15 protein-coding genes and 2 pseudogenes are annotated in these 15274 nt (G+C 52.3%); 8 read left to right on the top strand and 9 right to left on the bottom strand.

Annotation, left to right across the window (positions count from 1 at the left end; genetic code table 11):
* Positions 1-56: 56 nt before the first annotated feature.
* Both OH491_RS24545 and OH491_RS24540 read left to right on the top strand, forming a co-directional pair.
* On the top strand, positions 57-362 hold the full coding sequence (locus OH491_RS24545; protein WP_145928506.1) for a YcxB family protein: 306 nt from the start codon (positions 57-59) through the stop codon (positions 360-362).
* Between the two features lie 663 nt (positions 363-1025).
* Positions 1026-3389 carry an SIR2 family protein gene (locus OH491_RS24540; RefSeq protein WP_342750744.1) on the top strand — a complete coding sequence of 788 codons (2364 nt, stop codon included), beginning with the start codon at positions 1026-1028 and terminating at the stop codon, positions 3387-3389.
* A gap of 226 nt (positions 3390-3615) precedes the next feature.
* Here the strand turns inward: OH491_RS24540 and OH491_RS24535 are convergent, their stop codons facing one another.
* The 3 genes and pseudogenes from OH491_RS24535 to OH491_RS24525 all read right to left on the bottom strand — a co-directional run bounded on the left by OH491_RS24535 (position 3616) and on the right by OH491_RS24525 (position 6610).
* Complete coding sequence (locus OH491_RS24535; protein WP_334318991.1) at positions 3616-4125, bottom strand: thioredoxin family protein; 510 nt, start codon at positions 4123-4125, stop codon at positions 3616-3618.
* 391 nt (positions 4126-4516) lie between these two features.
* Positions 4517-5224, bottom strand: a pseudogene (locus tag OH491_RS24530) (IS256 family transposase); the annotation flags it as partial.
* Positions 5225-5419: 195 nt separating this feature from the next.
* The gene (locus OH491_RS24525; protein WP_145928507.1) at positions 5420-6610 is read right to left on the bottom strand and encodes a DUF481 domain-containing protein; all 1191 of its coding nucleotides are present in this window, start codon (positions 6608-6610) and stop codon (positions 5420-5422) included.
* Positions 6611-6864: 254 nt separating this feature from the next.
* Here OH491_RS24525 and OH491_RS24520 point away from each other — a divergent pair, with 254 nt between their 5' ends.
* From OH491_RS24520 to OH491_RS24510, 3 genes are all read left to right on the top strand, one after another.
* Positions 6865-7128: an addiction module antitoxin RelB gene (locus OH491_RS24520; protein WP_145928508.1), complete on the top strand. Its 264-nt coding sequence runs from the start codon at positions 6865-6867 to the stop codon at positions 7126-7128.
* 69 nt (positions 7129-7197) lie between these two features.
* Positions 7198-7380 carry a hypothetical protein gene (locus OH491_RS24515; RefSeq protein WP_068768599.1) on the top strand — a complete coding sequence of 61 codons (183 nt, stop codon included), beginning with the start codon at positions 7198-7200 and terminating at the stop codon, positions 7378-7380.
* 279 nt (positions 7381-7659) lie between these two features.
* On the top strand, positions 7660-7968 hold the full coding sequence (locus OH491_RS24510; RefSeq protein WP_068768600.1) for an HU family DNA-binding protein: 309 nt from the start codon (positions 7660-7662) through the stop codon (positions 7966-7968).
* A 344-nt stretch (positions 7969-8312) separates the two neighbouring features.
* Here the strand turns inward: OH491_RS24510 and OH491_RS24505 are convergent, their stop codons facing one another.
* A complete protein-coding gene (locus OH491_RS24505) occupies positions 8313-8585 on the bottom strand; it encodes a hypothetical protein (RefSeq protein ID WP_068768601.1) in 273 nt (90 codons plus the stop codon).
* Positions 8586-10823: 2238 nt separating this feature from the next.
* Here OH491_RS24505 and OH491_RS24500 point away from each other — a divergent pair.
* The 3 genes and pseudogenes from OH491_RS24500 (at position 10824) to OH491_RS24490 (ending at position 12223) form a co-directional block, all read left to right on the top strand.
* On the top strand, positions 10824-11138 hold the full coding sequence (locus tag OH491_RS24500) for a hypothetical protein (RefSeq protein WP_068768603.1): 315 nt from the start codon (positions 10824-10826) through the stop codon (positions 11136-11138).
* A gap of 24 nt (positions 11139-11162) precedes the next feature.
* Positions 11163-11446 (top strand): annotated as a pseudogene (locus tag OH491_RS24495) (recombinase family protein); the annotation flags it as partial.
* 3 nt (positions 11447-11449) lie between these two features.
* Positions 11450-12223 (top strand): group II intron maturase-specific domain-containing protein, encoded by a 774-nt coding sequence (locus tag OH491_RS24490; protein ID WP_342751106.1) that lies wholly within the window; start codon positions 11450-11452, stop codon positions 12221-12223.
* A 63-nt stretch (positions 12224-12286) separates the two neighbouring features.
* On the opposite strand, the gene OH491_RS24485 is transcribed toward OH491_RS24490, so the two are convergent.
* The 5 genes from OH491_RS24485 to OH491_RS24465 all read right to left on the bottom strand — a co-directional run bounded on the left by OH491_RS24485 (position 12287) and on the right by OH491_RS24465 (position 15204).
* On the bottom strand, positions 12287-12853 hold the full coding sequence (locus tag OH491_RS24485; RefSeq protein ID WP_145928509.1) for an RDD family protein: 567 nt from the start codon (positions 12851-12853) through the stop codon (positions 12287-12289).
* On the bottom strand, positions 12837-13349 hold the full coding sequence (locus OH491_RS24480; RefSeq protein WP_342750743.1) for a hypothetical protein: 513 nt from the start codon (positions 13347-13349) through the stop codon (positions 12837-12839). The genes OH491_RS24485 and OH491_RS24480 overlap by 17 nt, the downstream gene beginning before the upstream one ends.
* 112 nt (positions 13350-13461) lie before the next feature.
* Positions 13462-13956: a hypothetical protein gene (locus OH491_RS24475; RefSeq protein ID WP_145928511.1), complete on the bottom strand. Its 495-nt coding sequence runs from the start codon at positions 13954-13956 to the stop codon at positions 13462-13464.
* Positions 13957-14358: 402 nt separating this feature from the next.
* Positions 14359-14697: a hypothetical protein gene (locus OH491_RS24470; protein WP_068768606.1), complete on the bottom strand. Its 339-nt coding sequence runs from the start codon at positions 14695-14697 to the stop codon at positions 14359-14361.
* A gap of 63 nt (positions 14698-14760) precedes the next feature.
* Positions 14761-15204 carry a hypothetical protein gene (locus OH491_RS24465; RefSeq protein ID WP_068768607.1) on the bottom strand — a complete coding sequence of 148 codons (444 nt, stop codon included), beginning with the start codon at positions 15202-15204 and terminating at the stop codon, positions 14761-14763.
* Between the last annotated feature and the right edge of the window lie 70 nt (positions 15205-15274).

The raw sequence follows: 15274 nt of genomic DNA, 5'->3' as shown, positions 1-15274 counted from the left end.
CATCGCTCCTGCTGCTTGTCATATCGCCGCTAGGATTGATATTGCATATTCACGATATGCATAATTTCCTATTCATATTATGTGCATTTATGTCTATTGGATTGCTACTTTCGCTTATTACACTCATTGCAGGAAGGGCTGTAGTAACATTTGAGGGTAATTGGATCATTATAAAATACACATACGGAGGCGTGGAGAAAATCGATTTCTCAAGAATAAAATCGTATTATATTGACGATGGGGCAATAGTTTTAGTCACAGGGAAACGAAATATTGAGTTGCCTAAAACAATATTCGACACGATGGAAGAGGAGGAGGAATTTATGCAGAATCTAAGAAGTAAAGTGGGATATTATGGATGAATTATTTATTGCGAACCAAATTGACGGACCAAAGAGTGAACCATCCAGAGCCAACCAAAGCACGTTGCTTGCGCCCATGCCAACATTGGGCAAACCCGGTGCTTTTTATGAGAAAAACGCGCTGGACGGCTTCTCGGCTGCAACCCCCTCTACTTATGAACTTCGAAGTCAAAACTCGCCTACATCTGACCAAACACCCCAATGACTAGCCCTCCACGTGCCACTTGTCCCGGGTCAACCGAAGGGAAGCCGCCCGCCTCTTTCATCGGGCGTGATCCGATCCGAACTGCGGTAGGGATGCGACCGCCACGCTATGTAAATGAGCCCGTCACTCCACTCACGCATTCCACCCCGTCAAGCAATTTGCCCGCCCGCAACCTGCCGCGTGCAACCGCGCCCACCGCCATGAGAAGCCAAATGTCAGCAAAGGATCGTTGGATTTCGAGGCTGACGATATTTTTGTGGGCTTGTGTCCCGATGATGAGGTCACCGAGTTCGAAAACGAATACGGAATCCCATTTATTGATCCCCGGCGCCCAATGAAATGGTATTCATCGAAATTACTCCAAGCAAAATCACGCTCTCAATTGCGGCATAATATCATTTAACCCTCTGCAACTATTGCCAGAAATTCATGCAAAACATCAACAAAATAATAAAATTATGGATAACGCAATACAGCAATTGACATCAGCTGACGCACTCAGCACAAAAACATTCATTCTGGTAGGTGCAGGCGCTGCCCAATCTGATTCTTATACCGAGAATTTGCGTCTTCCCTTGGCGCAGGCATTGCGCGATAAGTTATTAGTTGCCCACTATGGGAATATAGAAATCGATGAATGTATTCAGAAATTTGAAAAAGAATTCGAAATAGAGAAACCATCGTCGGATCAAGTATGGCAGATGCTAATAAAGAGTGTCACAAATCTTCGGAATCATGCGGAGCGGCTCTACTTGGAATTCAGTTCAGAAAAACCGATACCACCATCTTATCACATGCTGGCACGGTGGTTTTTCACACCAAATATATCAATTGGTGGAATCGCAACGACTAATTTTGACCTGCAATTTTCCAAAGCGTTTGAAAATGTTGCCACAAGTTTAAACAAACGAAAGACTATTGACTACAATATAGCGGATCTGGCCCAGGATTTTCATTATTTTGACACTTGCGACAAACCCATCAAATCGGTGATCCAAATGCTTCATGGCTCGTTGGTCCGTCCGTGGTCCATTGTGGCCGGATCCAAAGAAAACATTCATGATATGTTGCACTACCTTCATGGTATTTTAAAGCCGTTGGAAGACAATCCGTTTGAGATAATAAGGCAAATTGTTTATTATTTTGATAAAAAAAGCAAAGGGCATGTCGACCAAATATTTTTTCCATACCAATATTTGCAAAAATCATTGGAAAAGTCCGATACGATAATTATTATTGGATATTCATTTAATGACAAGGAGCTTGTCCGGTCCATAGACAAGGGATGCGGAAAGGGTAAAATATATGTCATCGATCCCAATCCTGACGAAAAACGTATTCATAATATAAAATCACTTGCCAATGCGCATATAATCAAAGGCAAAGCGGAGGATTTTCTCAGAAAATACATAAGACATCTTCACTCGGAGGAATCTTTGATCCAATTGCCATCCAGGGAACGGCGAATTTTAAGGGATGGCCCTCAAAATATACCAGGATATGATCCCGGCGAAAACATGCCAAAGTCTGATGGGAAATCCGGGATTGAGTCTGAATTTATCGACCCGATTTATGGAAAATTCTTTTTTTCGAAGGAAATATCTAATGATATATTGAAACTGATAGATACCGGCGAAGTGCAGCGGCTTCGGCAGATAAAGCAGTTGTCGTTCGTTAATTTAAAATACCATGGAGCAACGCATGATCGGTTCAGCCATTCGCTGGGCGTGGCATACTTGGCGGACATCCTGATAAATTACTGGAAGGGCAATAACATTGACAAATTATATAAGGAAATAGCCCATGCGGATCATTTGTCATTTTTGACCGCCGCCTTAATTCACGACATAGGCCACGGCCCGCTGGGGCATACCATGGATCTGGTTAGATATAAGCTCAAGGACGCCAAGGGACATGAGGCGGACACCACAAAGATATTCGAGCAGATATTTGCAGAGGACTCATTTGCTGATTTGGATAAGGCTCTCAGCAATTTGAAGATCGCCAGGGATGATGTCATTTCAATATTGGGGCGATCTGAAAAAAAGCAATCACGGCATAGTCTTCACTCTATAATAAATAATTCGGGTTGCGATATAGACCGCCTTGATTTTGTTTTGCGAGACGCGGCGTCCACGTTGCTGATCAGAGGATCCAGTGATAGGACCGATAGTATCATCAAGAGGCACTTTGAGAATTTAATAACTAATTATAACCGTATACTGCAAGGAGTCAGATTTTTTCGCAAAAACGGGGAGAGCGTGCTGGCTTATGACAAAACCGTTGAGAACTACATGGAATCATTTGCATATCTTTATTTGAAGTTATATGATGATGTTTATTATTGTTGGCAAAATATCTCAGCGCGATCAATGATCGCAGAGGCGGTGGTTGAAATGGTAAATTCCGGAAAACTTAAGTTCTCTGATATAAAACCGCTGACCGATGTCGAGTTGATCGCGACATTGGAGGAATTTGAGCACCCCAAGGTCTCGGAATTGGCGTATCTGGTAAAGTATCGACACCTTTATCGATTGGTATATGAAATTAAAATTAGTGACGATGAGGCCCGGAAGATGGAATTAATTAGCGATGCGGAAATTATAGAAAAGTATCAGGAGCATTATAGTGAAATTAAAAAGGATGGCCTGCTCGTGGCAAGATTGCCTTCTAAAAAGGTCGAGGTAAATTTCGTATCAACAACGGAGTTATCCAATAATGAGGAAGGAGGACTTTTGACGGACCGTATTCAATCTTCGAACATGGGGTGCATATCTGCCAGAATCATGATATTCCGCCCACCTGCTCCATGGCATCGTTGAAGTGATGCTCGAATGTAAATCGCAAGAGGCTGCAACTGCGACTCATCTGTTACGTGCTGAATTGACATCCGAAAAATTGCCAGTTTGTCGCCGTAGCGTTTTTACGATAATTGCGGGCCTTGCCGCACTGTCATCGTGTTTTGTCGCCAAACTGCCGCGCCTTGGTCGTATTTGCGACCACTTTGACAAGCACATGCTTGTTTTTTCCGCCATCATTTTTGAGGCGTTATTCTGTTATGTTGAAATACGGTGAAAGCCTTTTTTCGACAAACTTCCGCGCCTTGTCGCCGTGCAGGGGTTTGCCACCGTTCGGGGGATAAACAATAAAATAGGGGACGTGCGGCAATTTGTATTTCTGCGCCACCGGCGAACTGAAATCAATTCCGTGAACACCCGGACGATTTATTTCAACCTTCACCACCACGACGCCATCATCATCCCTGTGCAGTGAGTCCAGATGGGGGCCGATATAACGGCACGGCGGACAATAAGGACTGGTGAAATCAAAGATGGTGACACGCCCGGATGCCACATAATCCTCAATATTGATCGCCTCCCCGTGGGCGATATGCGCAGCCTCGGCTTCCTTTGCCCCCCGCTCAACCATCAAGCCTTCCTCGTCAAAATCCCCTGTCCTGCCCAAAAACAACGCAAGAAATAATCCTAATATCACGACACTCCCAAAAATCCCCAGCAGGATAACGGGCTTCGATGCGGTCATTTGAAATGTCGGCATGGTTTTATATATTTTTGAGAGTCCGCATTTCTGTCTCTCCTCAGGCATGCAATCTAATTAAGGCCGCCCTACCAGCGAGCAAAAAGTGCTGAATAAGCCGGCCCGACAGAGAATGCAAACAGGCTGTCGGTAATCATGGAATGGCGCAGGGGATCAAACACCAAGCAAATTTGCCGCCACCCTGTCCTGCAAGAACCGCTCGACGGCCCCGCGCATGGGGCGAGCGCCGAGCGTATTGTGAAAACCCGCCCGTAAAATTATTTCCACGTCGTCGAGAGTAATCGTGATCTCGTGCCCCAGCTTTCGCAACCGCGCCAGTTCGCCCGCGATCATACTCTCGCAAATCTCCCGCTGCACCGCATAAGGCAACCGTGCGAACACCACCTTCTCCGAGCATCGCCGAGACTTCCCGCACTTTGCCTGCGGGCATCAGGCTCCAGACGTTGCGGTAAAAATGCACCGCGCAGCGCTGGTAGCCGACGTTGGGATAAAACTCCGCGAGGCTTTCCACCAGACCCAGGCACTTGTCGGAGATGAACAGTTTCACGTTTTTGAGCCCACGTTCTTTGAGCCGGCGCAGGAAGTTTTGCCATGAGGCCTTGTCCTCCTTGGTGCCTTCCTCCGCCGCGAGCACCTCGCGGCAGCCCTCAGCGTTCACGCCCACCGTCACCAGAATGCTCACGTTTTTGACTTCCCCGCCCCAACTGCGTTTCAGCCAGATGCCGTCGAGGTAAACATAGGCGTGGTCGCCCTCGAGCGGCCGGGCGCGCCAGGCATCGATCTGCACCGCGATCTTTTGATTGAGTTCACTCAGCGTCGAGGGACTCACGCGACTGCTCCACAACGCCTCGGTGATGTCCTCAACCCGCCGCACCGACACCCCGGCCAGATACATCTCCACCAGCGCTTCCTCCACGTTGCTTTCGCGCCGGCGGTAACGCTCTATGAGTGCCGTCTCAAACGGCAGTTTCCGCAGCTTGGGCATGCGCAGTGTCACCTCGCCCGCCTTGGTGTGATATTGCCGGTCATAATGGCCGACGCGGGTGGTCACGCGCTTGTCCGTGTGCTCGTAGCGTCCGGCCTTGCATAGCAACTCGGCCCTGGCGCACCGACGGCGCCCGCGTCGCCGCGTTGATTGGCCAAGGCTGGCTGCTCGACGGAGCAAACGCTGGCGTTCCAAACTAAAGTCCAATTATTAAGGGCTATTGGTATTACCTGATAATTATGTCAGGATAATCTCTCCCCCAAGCCGGCTTACCGCACCCGGGAGTTCTCACGGCATCTCAAAGTAGAACTAGAAATTAAGCCCGAAAAGGAGCCTCGTGCGTTCGTAGTCGGACACGCGCGGGTCGGGATTGTGGTAACGCACCTCGTGGCGCAAGGTGAGGGTCAGCACCTCGGTGATCTTTTTCGTCAGTTCCAATTCGTTCTGCCACCCGGAGGCATAAGCGTCGTCCAGGATGAAATACCACGCCCCCCGCTCGGTGATCGAGACGCGCCACGGCAGTTGCAGGCTCGCCTCGCCGAAAAGCGACTCCACCGAATATCTGGTGTCTTTCAGCGCGTGATCCATCGGCCAGGTGTTGAAAATGTTCTCCGCCACGCCGAGATGGAGCCGGTATCGCTTGGACTTCAGGAGGTGGCGGCCCACGCCGAGCTGCTGCTGGAGCAGGGTCGCCTTCGAGCTCTTGCGGTCGCGCTCGAAGTAGGGGCGGTATTCGCCGAACCAGTTTTCCCCGAAAGAATGCCGCCAGTAGCCGGACGCTTTGAAAATGTCCACGGCGGTCACGTCGTTGTCCCGACGAAACTCATAACGCGGCTCGATCTGCACCTCGTCGTATTTCCATGTGCGTTTCACGCGTGCCTCGGCCGTGTAGAGGCTGCGATCCGCGGTGTCCCGGATGACGTTCGCCGAAAACGCAATGCGCCCGTGCCAGCCGCCCCACCATTTGATGAACCCCTTGCCCAGACGCACGATGGTGACGGCCGGCGGTTTCGGTTTCGCGGCGGCGGGTTTCACCGGCGGAGCGGCGGGCGGCGTCCCCAGCGCGGGCGGGGCGGTTTTTTCGCCGGTCGCGGCGACCGCAGGAACCACCGGTTTCGGCGGGGCTGCGGAAGATCTCGGCTCGGGTTTTTCCCCGGGGGGCTTCTTGAGCTTTCCTCCAGTATCAAGCGCGATTTCCGTCTCGGTGACGAGCGGCGCGGGCGGCGCGGTGAGCTCGACGGTCGCGTCGGACTCGCGCACCCTCAAGTCGCCGAATCGCTCCGAGCGAAACACAATCTGCCCGCCCTCCTTCTTTATAAAAGTGCCTTTCACCTGGTCCCCATCGTTGAATTTCAGCACATCGGCGCGCAACCCGGCGCCGAGCGGGAGAAGAACGCCGCAAATCGCGGCAAAGATTAGTTTGCCGAGGGACATTATGGGGTTGGAAAAGCTGGAGTCATGCGGGACAAGTGCCGGGCCAAACGCGGACGGATGGCTCATCAGAAGGTATATCGATGGACATAAGTTCCTGCCCTCTACCCTTATAGGATGACAACTAAATTTTATGTAAATCTTTAAAATTCCTCTTTAGCCGGGAAAATCAGATCACGCCACCGCCGAGATTCGTCGCTATTCTTGATGGTTTTGCAGCCTTGAACATCTTGCTCCGTCGGATTGCGGAGGTCCGGATATTCCACCTCCGCGATTGCTCGCATGTTGTAAAACCATGGAGCCCCCCACACACAGTTGGAGGCATGCCAATGACCGTCGAACAAATCGTCGAGGAAACCACGCAATGGCCGGTTGATGCCGTCGCCGAGCTTCTTGATCGCATCACGCTCGCCAAACATGGCGGCATGAGCGCCGCCCGCATGGACGCGTGGGCCGCAACCGCTCTGCGGCGTTGCGCCGAGCTTGACGGCAGGCAGGCCGAGTTGATCGCCGACGCGACCGCAGCGCCCGCATCCGCAAGATTGTCGGACGATGAAGCCGCACGGATTCCACCGCGAGGCGCTTGAGGAATATGCCTGCGCGGCCGAAGATTACGCGAAAATCAGCCTCGAACTTGGCGGGCGGTTTTAGAGCGATTGATCAGCGAGGTCTGCCGCGCCTCGTTGCTTTACCGGCGCATCAGCGACCCTGTCCGCCGTCATTTCTCGGCGGTGTTCCCCTTGGCAATCCTCTACGAGGACCGGCCCGATCACATCCGCATTGCCGTCGTGATGCCGCTGCACCGCGACCCGGATTATTGGAGCCGCCGCACCGCCTGACGACGAACTTGCGACGCCCCTCTCACCGCAAAAACGACACGCTTTGCCGACGTGCCCGCCCGCTCAAAACCTCTTTTTTAGCCGCCCGTCTGCGCTGCAATCGCGTGCCAGCGGCCGCTGTCCTTCGAAACGGCGATCGCCGAACGCTCCACCGGCACAAAGGCAGCAGCGTGGAGGAGGCGCTGGTGGAGGTGTATCTGCCAGGGTGTCGGTGCGGCACAATCTTGGAATTGAAAATTGCCCGGGAATCCATTTGGATATTTGAAACCCTCTACAAAAATGTCCGCCAGCCTGACCAAACGAGAAATTGTCCTGAAAATCTACGGGAAGACCGGATTCCAGCAAAAGGAGGTTATCGCAACCGTCCAGATGACACTCGACATCATCATGAAAGCCCTCGCGGAGGGACGCAATGTCGAGCTGCGTAACTTCGGTGTGCTGGAAGTGCAAAAGCGCAAGTCCCGGATCGGCCGCAATCCGAACAAACCCGCCGACCAAGTGGTCATCCCCGAGCGCGCCGTGGCCAAGTTCAAGTCTGGGCGGATACTCAAGCAGTTGCTCAAAAAGATCGATCTCGCGAAGCTCTAGGCAGGGACTGGACAACACGATTTCGGACGGCAGGATGGTCGAGGATTGAGGAAAAGATGGGAGACCAAAAGCCGCGCCGATGACATTGAGAGCGGTCGCGCTCCGGGGATTCCCGGTGAGAACGTCATGCCCAGCACGCCGGGATCAAAGCAGAGTTTGTCGGCAAAGATGCGGACGTCGGGGCGTCGGGGCTCAAGGCCGGACGGACTCAATGACAGAAGCCTGTCCGACGTGGAGGAGGCCGCAAGCGCGGCGAATGCCTGCGACGCCAAGGGGCGTGAATCCGCCAATTGATTGGACGCGGCACGAAACTCGATCACACCAAAGGACAAAGTCGAGGCCTTCTATTGCGCAGAAAATTTTGCCGACAATGATGAAAACGTCGTAACTGGCGCAATGCGCGCGGTCAGCTTGCCGTTGGGAAACGCCTGCCCACCCTGCGGGCAGCGCGGGGAAACCAAATGGCCGGGCAACTCCCAGCCCGAGGCGGCGAGACAGGCGCTCGTCAAGAATGACACGCATCGGGCTTGGGCAAAGGCTACGGTGAGCTGCATGCACGCGGCCTCAAAAAACTCGATGACCTGAACGCGGTTGATCGTTGAAAAATCATCGAGCAAGCCCTCAATTGAATCCCTGCCTCAAGGCAATCCGGCGAGGTTTTTGACCGGCACCTGCGTGCCTGCAAAAACCGTTCTGCCTTTCTTTTTAACTGCCTTGCTTGCGCGCGGACCGCCGTTACACCGCATGCCTCGCTTTGCTTCTCGCGCTGGAATTTTCTACTCCCAAACCGCCGCCTCCAGCCGGCAATCCCCCAATCACCACCCCTAGCTGGCGCTATAAATCGCCATCACCTGCCGCACCGTAGCCAGCCAAAAGCTTCCCGGCAAATCACTATCCCAACTCCCATTCTTCATCCAGAAAACTTCCACTTCGCCTCCCCTGCCCTCACTAAAATGGCCATCCTGCTTCCAAATCACCCTCTTCATCTCAATCCGTTCTCTCAAAAACGGCGGCGGAAATCTCCGCCATCGTTCTTGATTTCCTCCCGGAAATCATCCGCCTCCCTCTACGCCTCCATCCGAATATTCATCTGCCAAAACCATCCGTCAACTACACAAAACACTCCCCGTAACTCTGTTTCTATCTCAAAAATACCATCCCCCCTTCCAATCTTCTCTGCATAACGCCCAGCCCAAATTCGCAAAATGCCGTCCGCCAATCCCCACTCCCCCCTTCCGGTGAACCGCCAAAATTGCATTCCAAACGCACATTCACATCGACAAATAACACTGCCTGAAATTCTCCAATATACAAATTCTCACAAAATCCTTCCTTCACACTTTTATGCACCCTGTCTCAATAAATTACATCATGTCTATCAACAACTAACAATATATATCCACATGCCCATAACATATTTTGCAAAAATGAGATATAATCAATTTTCACAGGAAACCATCTATCAATGAATTATATTTCACCATAGGCATCCTACTGAATTTCGCACAAAATATTACATTTTTCGCTATTCGTAACCGCGAAATCAGTCATTTTTACACCCCTACCCCTCCTGTCTCAATAATTTCAGTTCTACATTCATGCACCCAAAACATCAATTCAACATAATATCCGCCAATATCTTATTAAACAGGGTCAATATACCTTGCCTGAGTTAACGACCATATCATCAAAACCCAGGTTTAACGTAAGATTCGCCAAGGTGTATGATTTTCGAAGAGTCACTCTCGCAATATCAACATCTTAACAGAAACTGGATTTGGGAATACAGCTAGACCGCCTCCAAGGTGCACAAATGTGGGCATGAAACTTTTCGGAATGCACCCCGCTGGTCGCAAGCGCGGTCATATCCAACAAATTGCAAGCCGCTCTCGCTTTGACTCCCAATCTCACACGGGGTGTGAAGAAAAAACTCAAGAAACAAGAACTCCTCTTAATGAGAACCAATAAAACAAGCCCACTTATGGGCTTAAATCGAGTCGTTTTTGTGCCAAAACGGCCCAAAAACGACCATTTGATGCACCCGGTTCCCGACGACGCAGCGCGTCGATTGGGTGCACAAATGTGGAGCAGGAAGGAAAACCACACCCTCACCCCCTTGTAGTCCATCTAATCGATGGACAGGGGGTGTGCCGCCTCCCCCTCCTAACGGGGGGATGGCGGCACCGGGTGTGGTTTTCCTTCCTGGCCCTACGCGGGCGGCGTTTGGCCCTTCCGGGCCAAAATGCAGGCCGAATGCCGCTGCATCCCGGCCCGCAAAATACAAGGGAGGCGGGTTGCCTCCAATGCCTTCGGCCTTTAAACAACAGGCAGGAGACCTGCGGCATTTCAGCAAACCCACGGCAGTGCCACGGCCACCCAAAAGCCTGCATGCCACCAACCAACTGGCGAGGCCGACATCAGCCATCAAAAAGCTGAAGCCACCCTACAAGACCTGCGGCACCGCCCAAAGCACCAAGGGGGCCACAGCCTCCAACAAAAGCAGACAAAAAGGTCAGGGACGCAGCAACGTTGCGTGGCGTCCCTGACCCGATTGAAGTTCTTCGTCTTCGGACAGCTCAACGGTGGCAGTGGGAGGCTGGATCCCCGTCATTTTCATACCCCGTCCCCCTGTCATCCGACGTCCTCCTGCCCGCCATATTTCAAATCACCGCCACGCTTCCATCCATCGGACTGCCGACATGCAAACGACTTTGCCTGCATGCGAGCCCGGACAGCGATCCCCCTCGTCACCTGCGTTCATCCTCACGGCCAAAAGCAACCCCATCAGTCAAAGGCTGGAACACCGCAACCGCAAATCCATTTGACACACAAAAAGTCCGGCACCTGACCAATCCATGATAAATGAAAAATTTGAAGAGTTCAAAAAAGCGGACGACCTCCGGTGTGCCGCCATCCAAAAAATCATCGCCAAAGATCCGGACGGCTTTTGGTGCAACAACAAGCTGATCCATGAAACATTGACGCTATACAAACGCGAAAACGACAGTGAATGTGCAGCAACCTACTGCATCCATGAGGCGCTCGACGCCAACGGAATTCAATACCGCGTTCGTCAATACCAAGAGATTGACCGCCGGATAGCCGGCCTCTGGGAATCAATTTCCCGGCCTCCCGCCCCGGCTTTGACCACCCGCCCAACCCAACGATGACGGCCTCCCGCGTCCAAATACGCGGTGCGGGATGTTTATCGGTGGTATGTGCATGAGGGCTTGAGCATCGGGGGGATCGCCCGGCGTCTGAGTGAGCGGGGCATCCCCACGCGCAAGGGCAAGCCACGCTGGGAACGCTCGGTGGTCTGGGGATGCTGCGCAATCCGGCCTATGTCGGACGGGCGGCCTTCGGAAAGACGGAGCGCGCCGAGCGCAAGCGGATGACCCGCCCGTTGCGTCAGAAAGGCGGGTTTTCCCGCCGGTGCAGCGCAAGTCGGGAGCGTCCTGCGGAGCAGTGGATCGGGATTGCCGTGCCGGCGCTCGTGGACGAACCGGAGTTCGCCCGCGCGCAGGAACGGCTGGACAAAGTTACCAAGTGTGTCCATGGAGTGTTGTCAGCGTTGCTCGCCAATATCGTGCTCGATCCCTTGGATAAAGAGTTGGAAAAGCGCGGACACCGGTTCGCGCGTTACGCCGACGACTTTATCATAATGGTGAAGAGTGCGAGGGCGGCGCAGCGGGTAATGGCCGGTCTGGTGCGCTATGTGGAAGGGCGTCTGAAGTTGGCGGTCAACCCGGCGAAGTGTAAAACCGCGTGGTTAAAAGAATGCTCGTTTTTGAGCTTCAAGATAACGGCACGGGGAAACGTCGTCTGGACCGAGAAGGCCTGTCTGCGGTTTAAACAACGCCTCAAGGCGATCACCTCGCGCAAGCGGGGAGTGGCCGTGGACAAGGTGATCGGGGAGCTCAGGCGTTATGTGATCGGCTGGCTGGGCTACTTCGGGATCAGCAATACCTGCAAGGAAGTACTGGCGCTGGAGGATTGGATGCGAAGACGGGTGCGGCTGTATTATTGGAAACAATGGAAACAGCCGAGGACCAGGCGACGTAATCTGATCAAACTCGGAGCGAACCCGAAGCAAGTGAAGCTGGCGACTCGCAGCCGCAAGGGATACTGGCGGATGAGCAGCAACAGTATCGTGCAAGCCGCGCTGAATAACGCGTATCTGCACGAACAAGGGGTGCCGGACATGAGGGCGAAATGGATCGCCATGCATTACGGGGACGACGGCGTTCCCTCCTGACGGAACCGCCCGGTGCCGAGCGGCACGCCGGGTGGTGTGGGACCTGTGGCCGATTGAGTTAACTCAGTCGGCCACGGGGACCCGATTCGGCTCTTTCAGGATTACGACGGTGCCAGCAATGAAGTCGTGCAATGCTCGTTTCTTCTTATTCGTGAGAAGAACCACAAATTCGCCCCAAATCCATATGGTCTGAAGCATCTGCAATGGCTGATGCCAACTCGGGACAAACTCTTTCAAGCGCCGCGATCTTTCCACGAATGTGAGAGAAAGATACTCGACATCGCTCATTCGAGAGGCTGCGACCGCAAGACCGATCGAGAGTGCTAAACTAAGCAGCCAGCCGGGCGCATCACGGAGGACTGCTTCCCGATAACCGATAGCCGCCCCATCTAATTTAGTGATCCGTAGTCCAGCGATGAGCTTCCCCGGAGTGCCTCCAAAACGCTTGACGAGGTAAATGCCATAAAACGCACCGACCGCAAAACCGGGTAACAAGTAATACATCTGGAACAGCCTGAATCGAGAATTGCCCCAGAACACCACGAGCACGAGGGGAAGCAGAAACAAGGCGTCTAGCCACATCGCCCCGAAGCGTTTCCAGAATCCTGCGTATCTAAGTTCCGCGCTCATCTTTTGCCGAACGATAAAGGTGAGCCGCGCGACTGCGAGCAAAAAATGAAGCCTCGGATGCGTGTAAAAACATCGAACAACCAGCGGTCAGTCGCGTTGGCTCTGGCGCATGGGTAGCCTCTTTCTTCTCTTCATAAAGAACCAACCCTCCTTCTGGTATTTCCTCGGTCAACACCAAAATACCTTTCTGCTGTTCAATATGAAACCATCGTCTCGCGCCATCTCCAGAAGTGATGCGTAGTCGCTTCTGGCTATCGATAGCCCAAGAACTATGGAGCCATTCTCGATTCTTCCAAATGCCTGGTGAATCTTTTTCTAGCTCTGAGCATATAATCTCCACGCATCCATCTTTAAATAATATTAAAATATATCCGGTGGGCTTATTCTTATCAGAGATAAAACCTAGCCCGTGCTCGTCCAAAGTCAAAAAGCGATTCAATGGGTTTGGCGAGCAGCCGGCCATAAAAATCATAAATAAAAGCCACACACGCTTCATTTTAGGCTAACGCTAAAGGTGAGCCGCGCGATTGCGAACAAAAAATGAAGCCCCGGCTGCGTGAAAAAGCACCGAACAACGCGACGTCAGTCGCGTTGGCTCTGGTGCATGGTTAGCCTCTTTTTTTCTTATTCTTGATCTCTTCAATTTTCGCAAGATCGGCAGACCAATCAGCTTCGGATTGAAGCCACTGTTGGGATTCGTCAGTCAATGTGGCATCACTGCCTCGATTTAACTCCTTCGAGCGAAAATGAGTGCCGTGGTGAAAGCTAATTTCGGCAAACATTCGCTCTTTCGCCCAAAAACGAAGCAAGTGGCTGCCGCTGCATCCACAATTCCCTCGTGGTATAGTGACCGTTCCGGGATGCAATGGTGGTAACGGCTTCTTAGGGAGATCATCTTCAAATGTGATCTTCGATAGTAGCGTTTGTATAGCTGTGCCGGTGTAGACTTTCTTCAGCGGAACAATACCAGCGCTCTCTACGCCCAACTCTGGCCTCCATGTCAGCTCAACTCGATCAGCGCCATCAGCAATTGCTCGAAATTGATCGTTCAGTGTCGTGGCACTGGCGACTCCCGAAAGAAGCAAGAAAAACAGGAATCTCATTTTCTGGCTAACGTTAACGGTGAGCCGCGCGACTGCGAACAAAAAATGACGCCTCGGTTGCGTGTAAAAGCACCGACCAACGCGACGTCAGTCGCGTTGGCTCTGGCGCATGGTTCGACTCTTCTTGCCGTGACGCCCTTCGACTTTACAAAAACCCTTCGCCCAACGCTTGCGTCTTCTTTTTCGCCGCTTCGCTTGCGTTTACAAAAACCCTCTCGAATACGACGAAAACATGCGGCTCCAAAATGCCTGTCAAAATATAAAAATCTCTCTTGGTCGAACGCTAAAGGTGAGCCGCGCGACTGCGAACAAAAAATGACGCCCCGGTTGCGTGTAAAAACATTGAACAACCAGCGGTCAGTCGCGTTGGCTCTAACGCTTGGTTCGGCTTTTTCATTTTTTCTAACTTTCTACCAGAGCACGCAACCGGCGCAATGCTTCCGATGAATCAAAGCGCCCCGCCTTGACGTAAGCCTCCTTCGACGCATCGTCGTCAGCACATATGCCGCCAACCTCTTCTAGCACGCGCTCGATCCACTCAACTCGTGAGCAATACCTAGCGAGCATCGCTATCTCTTCTGCATCCGACTCGTGACCATCCAAGGCATGGTAGCCATGCAGGTGGCCAAGCTGATCTATAAACTCGTGAATGCCGAGTGATCCGGCGACACACGCTGCGATCATCGCATCAGCGCGATCGAGAATCTCTAGCAGCTCGGACTCTGACGCGAAGATTACCATTTTTGCCGAACGCTAAAGGTGAGCCGCGCGACTGCGAACAAAAAATGAAGCTCCCATCGCCGGCTAACGCCACGAACAACCAGCGGTCAGTCGTGTTGGCTCTGGTGCATGGTTCGGCTCTTCTGAGACTTCAGTAGCCGGACGTCCGAAGACTAAGAACAGCGCCAAGCAGATGATTCCAATCGCGAAAAAGATATGCTGCCCAAATGCGAGCAACGACAGATTTATGCCCCAACGATTTCGCATCTGATAGACATCGTCGACAGGACGAGTCGCAAGATCCTGCATCATCGAAGGAATCGCTCCGACGACATTTGCGGAGAAAAGAGACGAAGCTGCCAGTGCGACAACAAAAATAGCGAAGAAACAATCTGCCTTTGCCGCGTGGCTGAAATTCCCGAAAACCGCGAGCAGCGCAAGAAGCGCAGCCTGAACCGAAAGAAGCACCGAACTCCACTCTTTCAGCATCTTGAGAGCCTCAAGTTGATGTTCTACTTTCTTTGGCATCGGAATTTTGCCGAACGATAGCGGAGAGCCTCGCGACTGCGAACAAAAATTGAGGCTCCGCTTGTGTGTA

This window comes from Termitidicoccus mucosus (assembly GCF_038725785.1).
Lineage (GTDB): Bacteria > Verrucomicrobiota > Verrucomicrobiia > Opitutales > Opitutaceae > Termitidicoccus > Termitidicoccus mucosus.
This window is presented reverse-complemented; position numbering and strand designations above follow the sequence as displayed.

What these genes read in the sequence shown, in the direction of transcription:
- OH491_RS24465 (WP_068768607.1), bottom strand. Translation starts at nt 15,204, where the DNA reads ATGCCAAAGAAAGTAGAACATCAACTTGAGGCTCTCAAGATGCTGAAA.
- OH491_RS24485 (WP_145928509.1), bottom strand. Translation starts at nt 12,853, where the DNA reads ATGAGCGCGGAACTTAGATACGCAGGATTCTGGAAACGCTTCGGGGCG.
- OH491_RS24520 (WP_145928508.1), top strand. Translation starts at nt 6,865, where the DNA reads ATGCCAATGACCGTCGAACAAATCGTCGAGGAAACCACGCAATGGCCG.
- OH491_RS24540 (WP_342750744.1), top strand. Translation starts at nt 1,026, where the DNA reads ATGGATAACGCAATACAGCAATTGACATCAGCTGACGCACTCAGCACA.
- OH491_RS24535 (WP_334318991.1), bottom strand. Translation starts at nt 4,125, where the DNA reads ATGCCGACATTTCAAATGACCGCATCGAAGCCCGTTATCCTGCTGGGG.
- OH491_RS24500 (WP_068768603.1), top strand. Translation starts at nt 10,824, where the DNA reads ATGATAAATGAAAAATTTGAAGAGTTCAAAAAAGCGGACGACCTCCGG.
- OH491_RS24545 (WP_145928506.1), top strand. Translation starts at nt 57, where the DNA reads ATGCATAATTTCCTATTCATATTATGTGCATTTATGTCTATTGGATTG.
- OH491_RS24475 (WP_145928511.1), bottom strand. Translation starts at nt 13,956, where the DNA reads ATGAGATTCCTGTTTTTCTTGCTTCTTTCGGGAGTCGCCAGTGCCACG.
- OH491_RS24470 (WP_068768606.1), bottom strand. Translation starts at nt 14,697, where the DNA reads ATGGTAATCTTCGCGTCAGAGTCCGAGCTGCTAGAGATTCTCGATCGC.
- OH491_RS24480 (WP_342750743.1), bottom strand. Translation starts at nt 13,349, where the DNA reads ATGAAGCGTGTGTGGCTTTTATTTATGATTTTTATGGCCGGCTGCTCG.
- OH491_RS24510 (WP_068768600.1), top strand. Translation starts at nt 7,660, where the DNA reads ATGTCCGCCAGCCTGACCAAACGAGAAATTGTCCTGAAAATCTACGGG.
- OH491_RS24525 (WP_145928507.1), bottom strand. Translation starts at nt 6,610, where the DNA reads ATGAGCCATCCGTCCGCGTTTGGCCCGGCACTTGTCCCGCATGACTCC.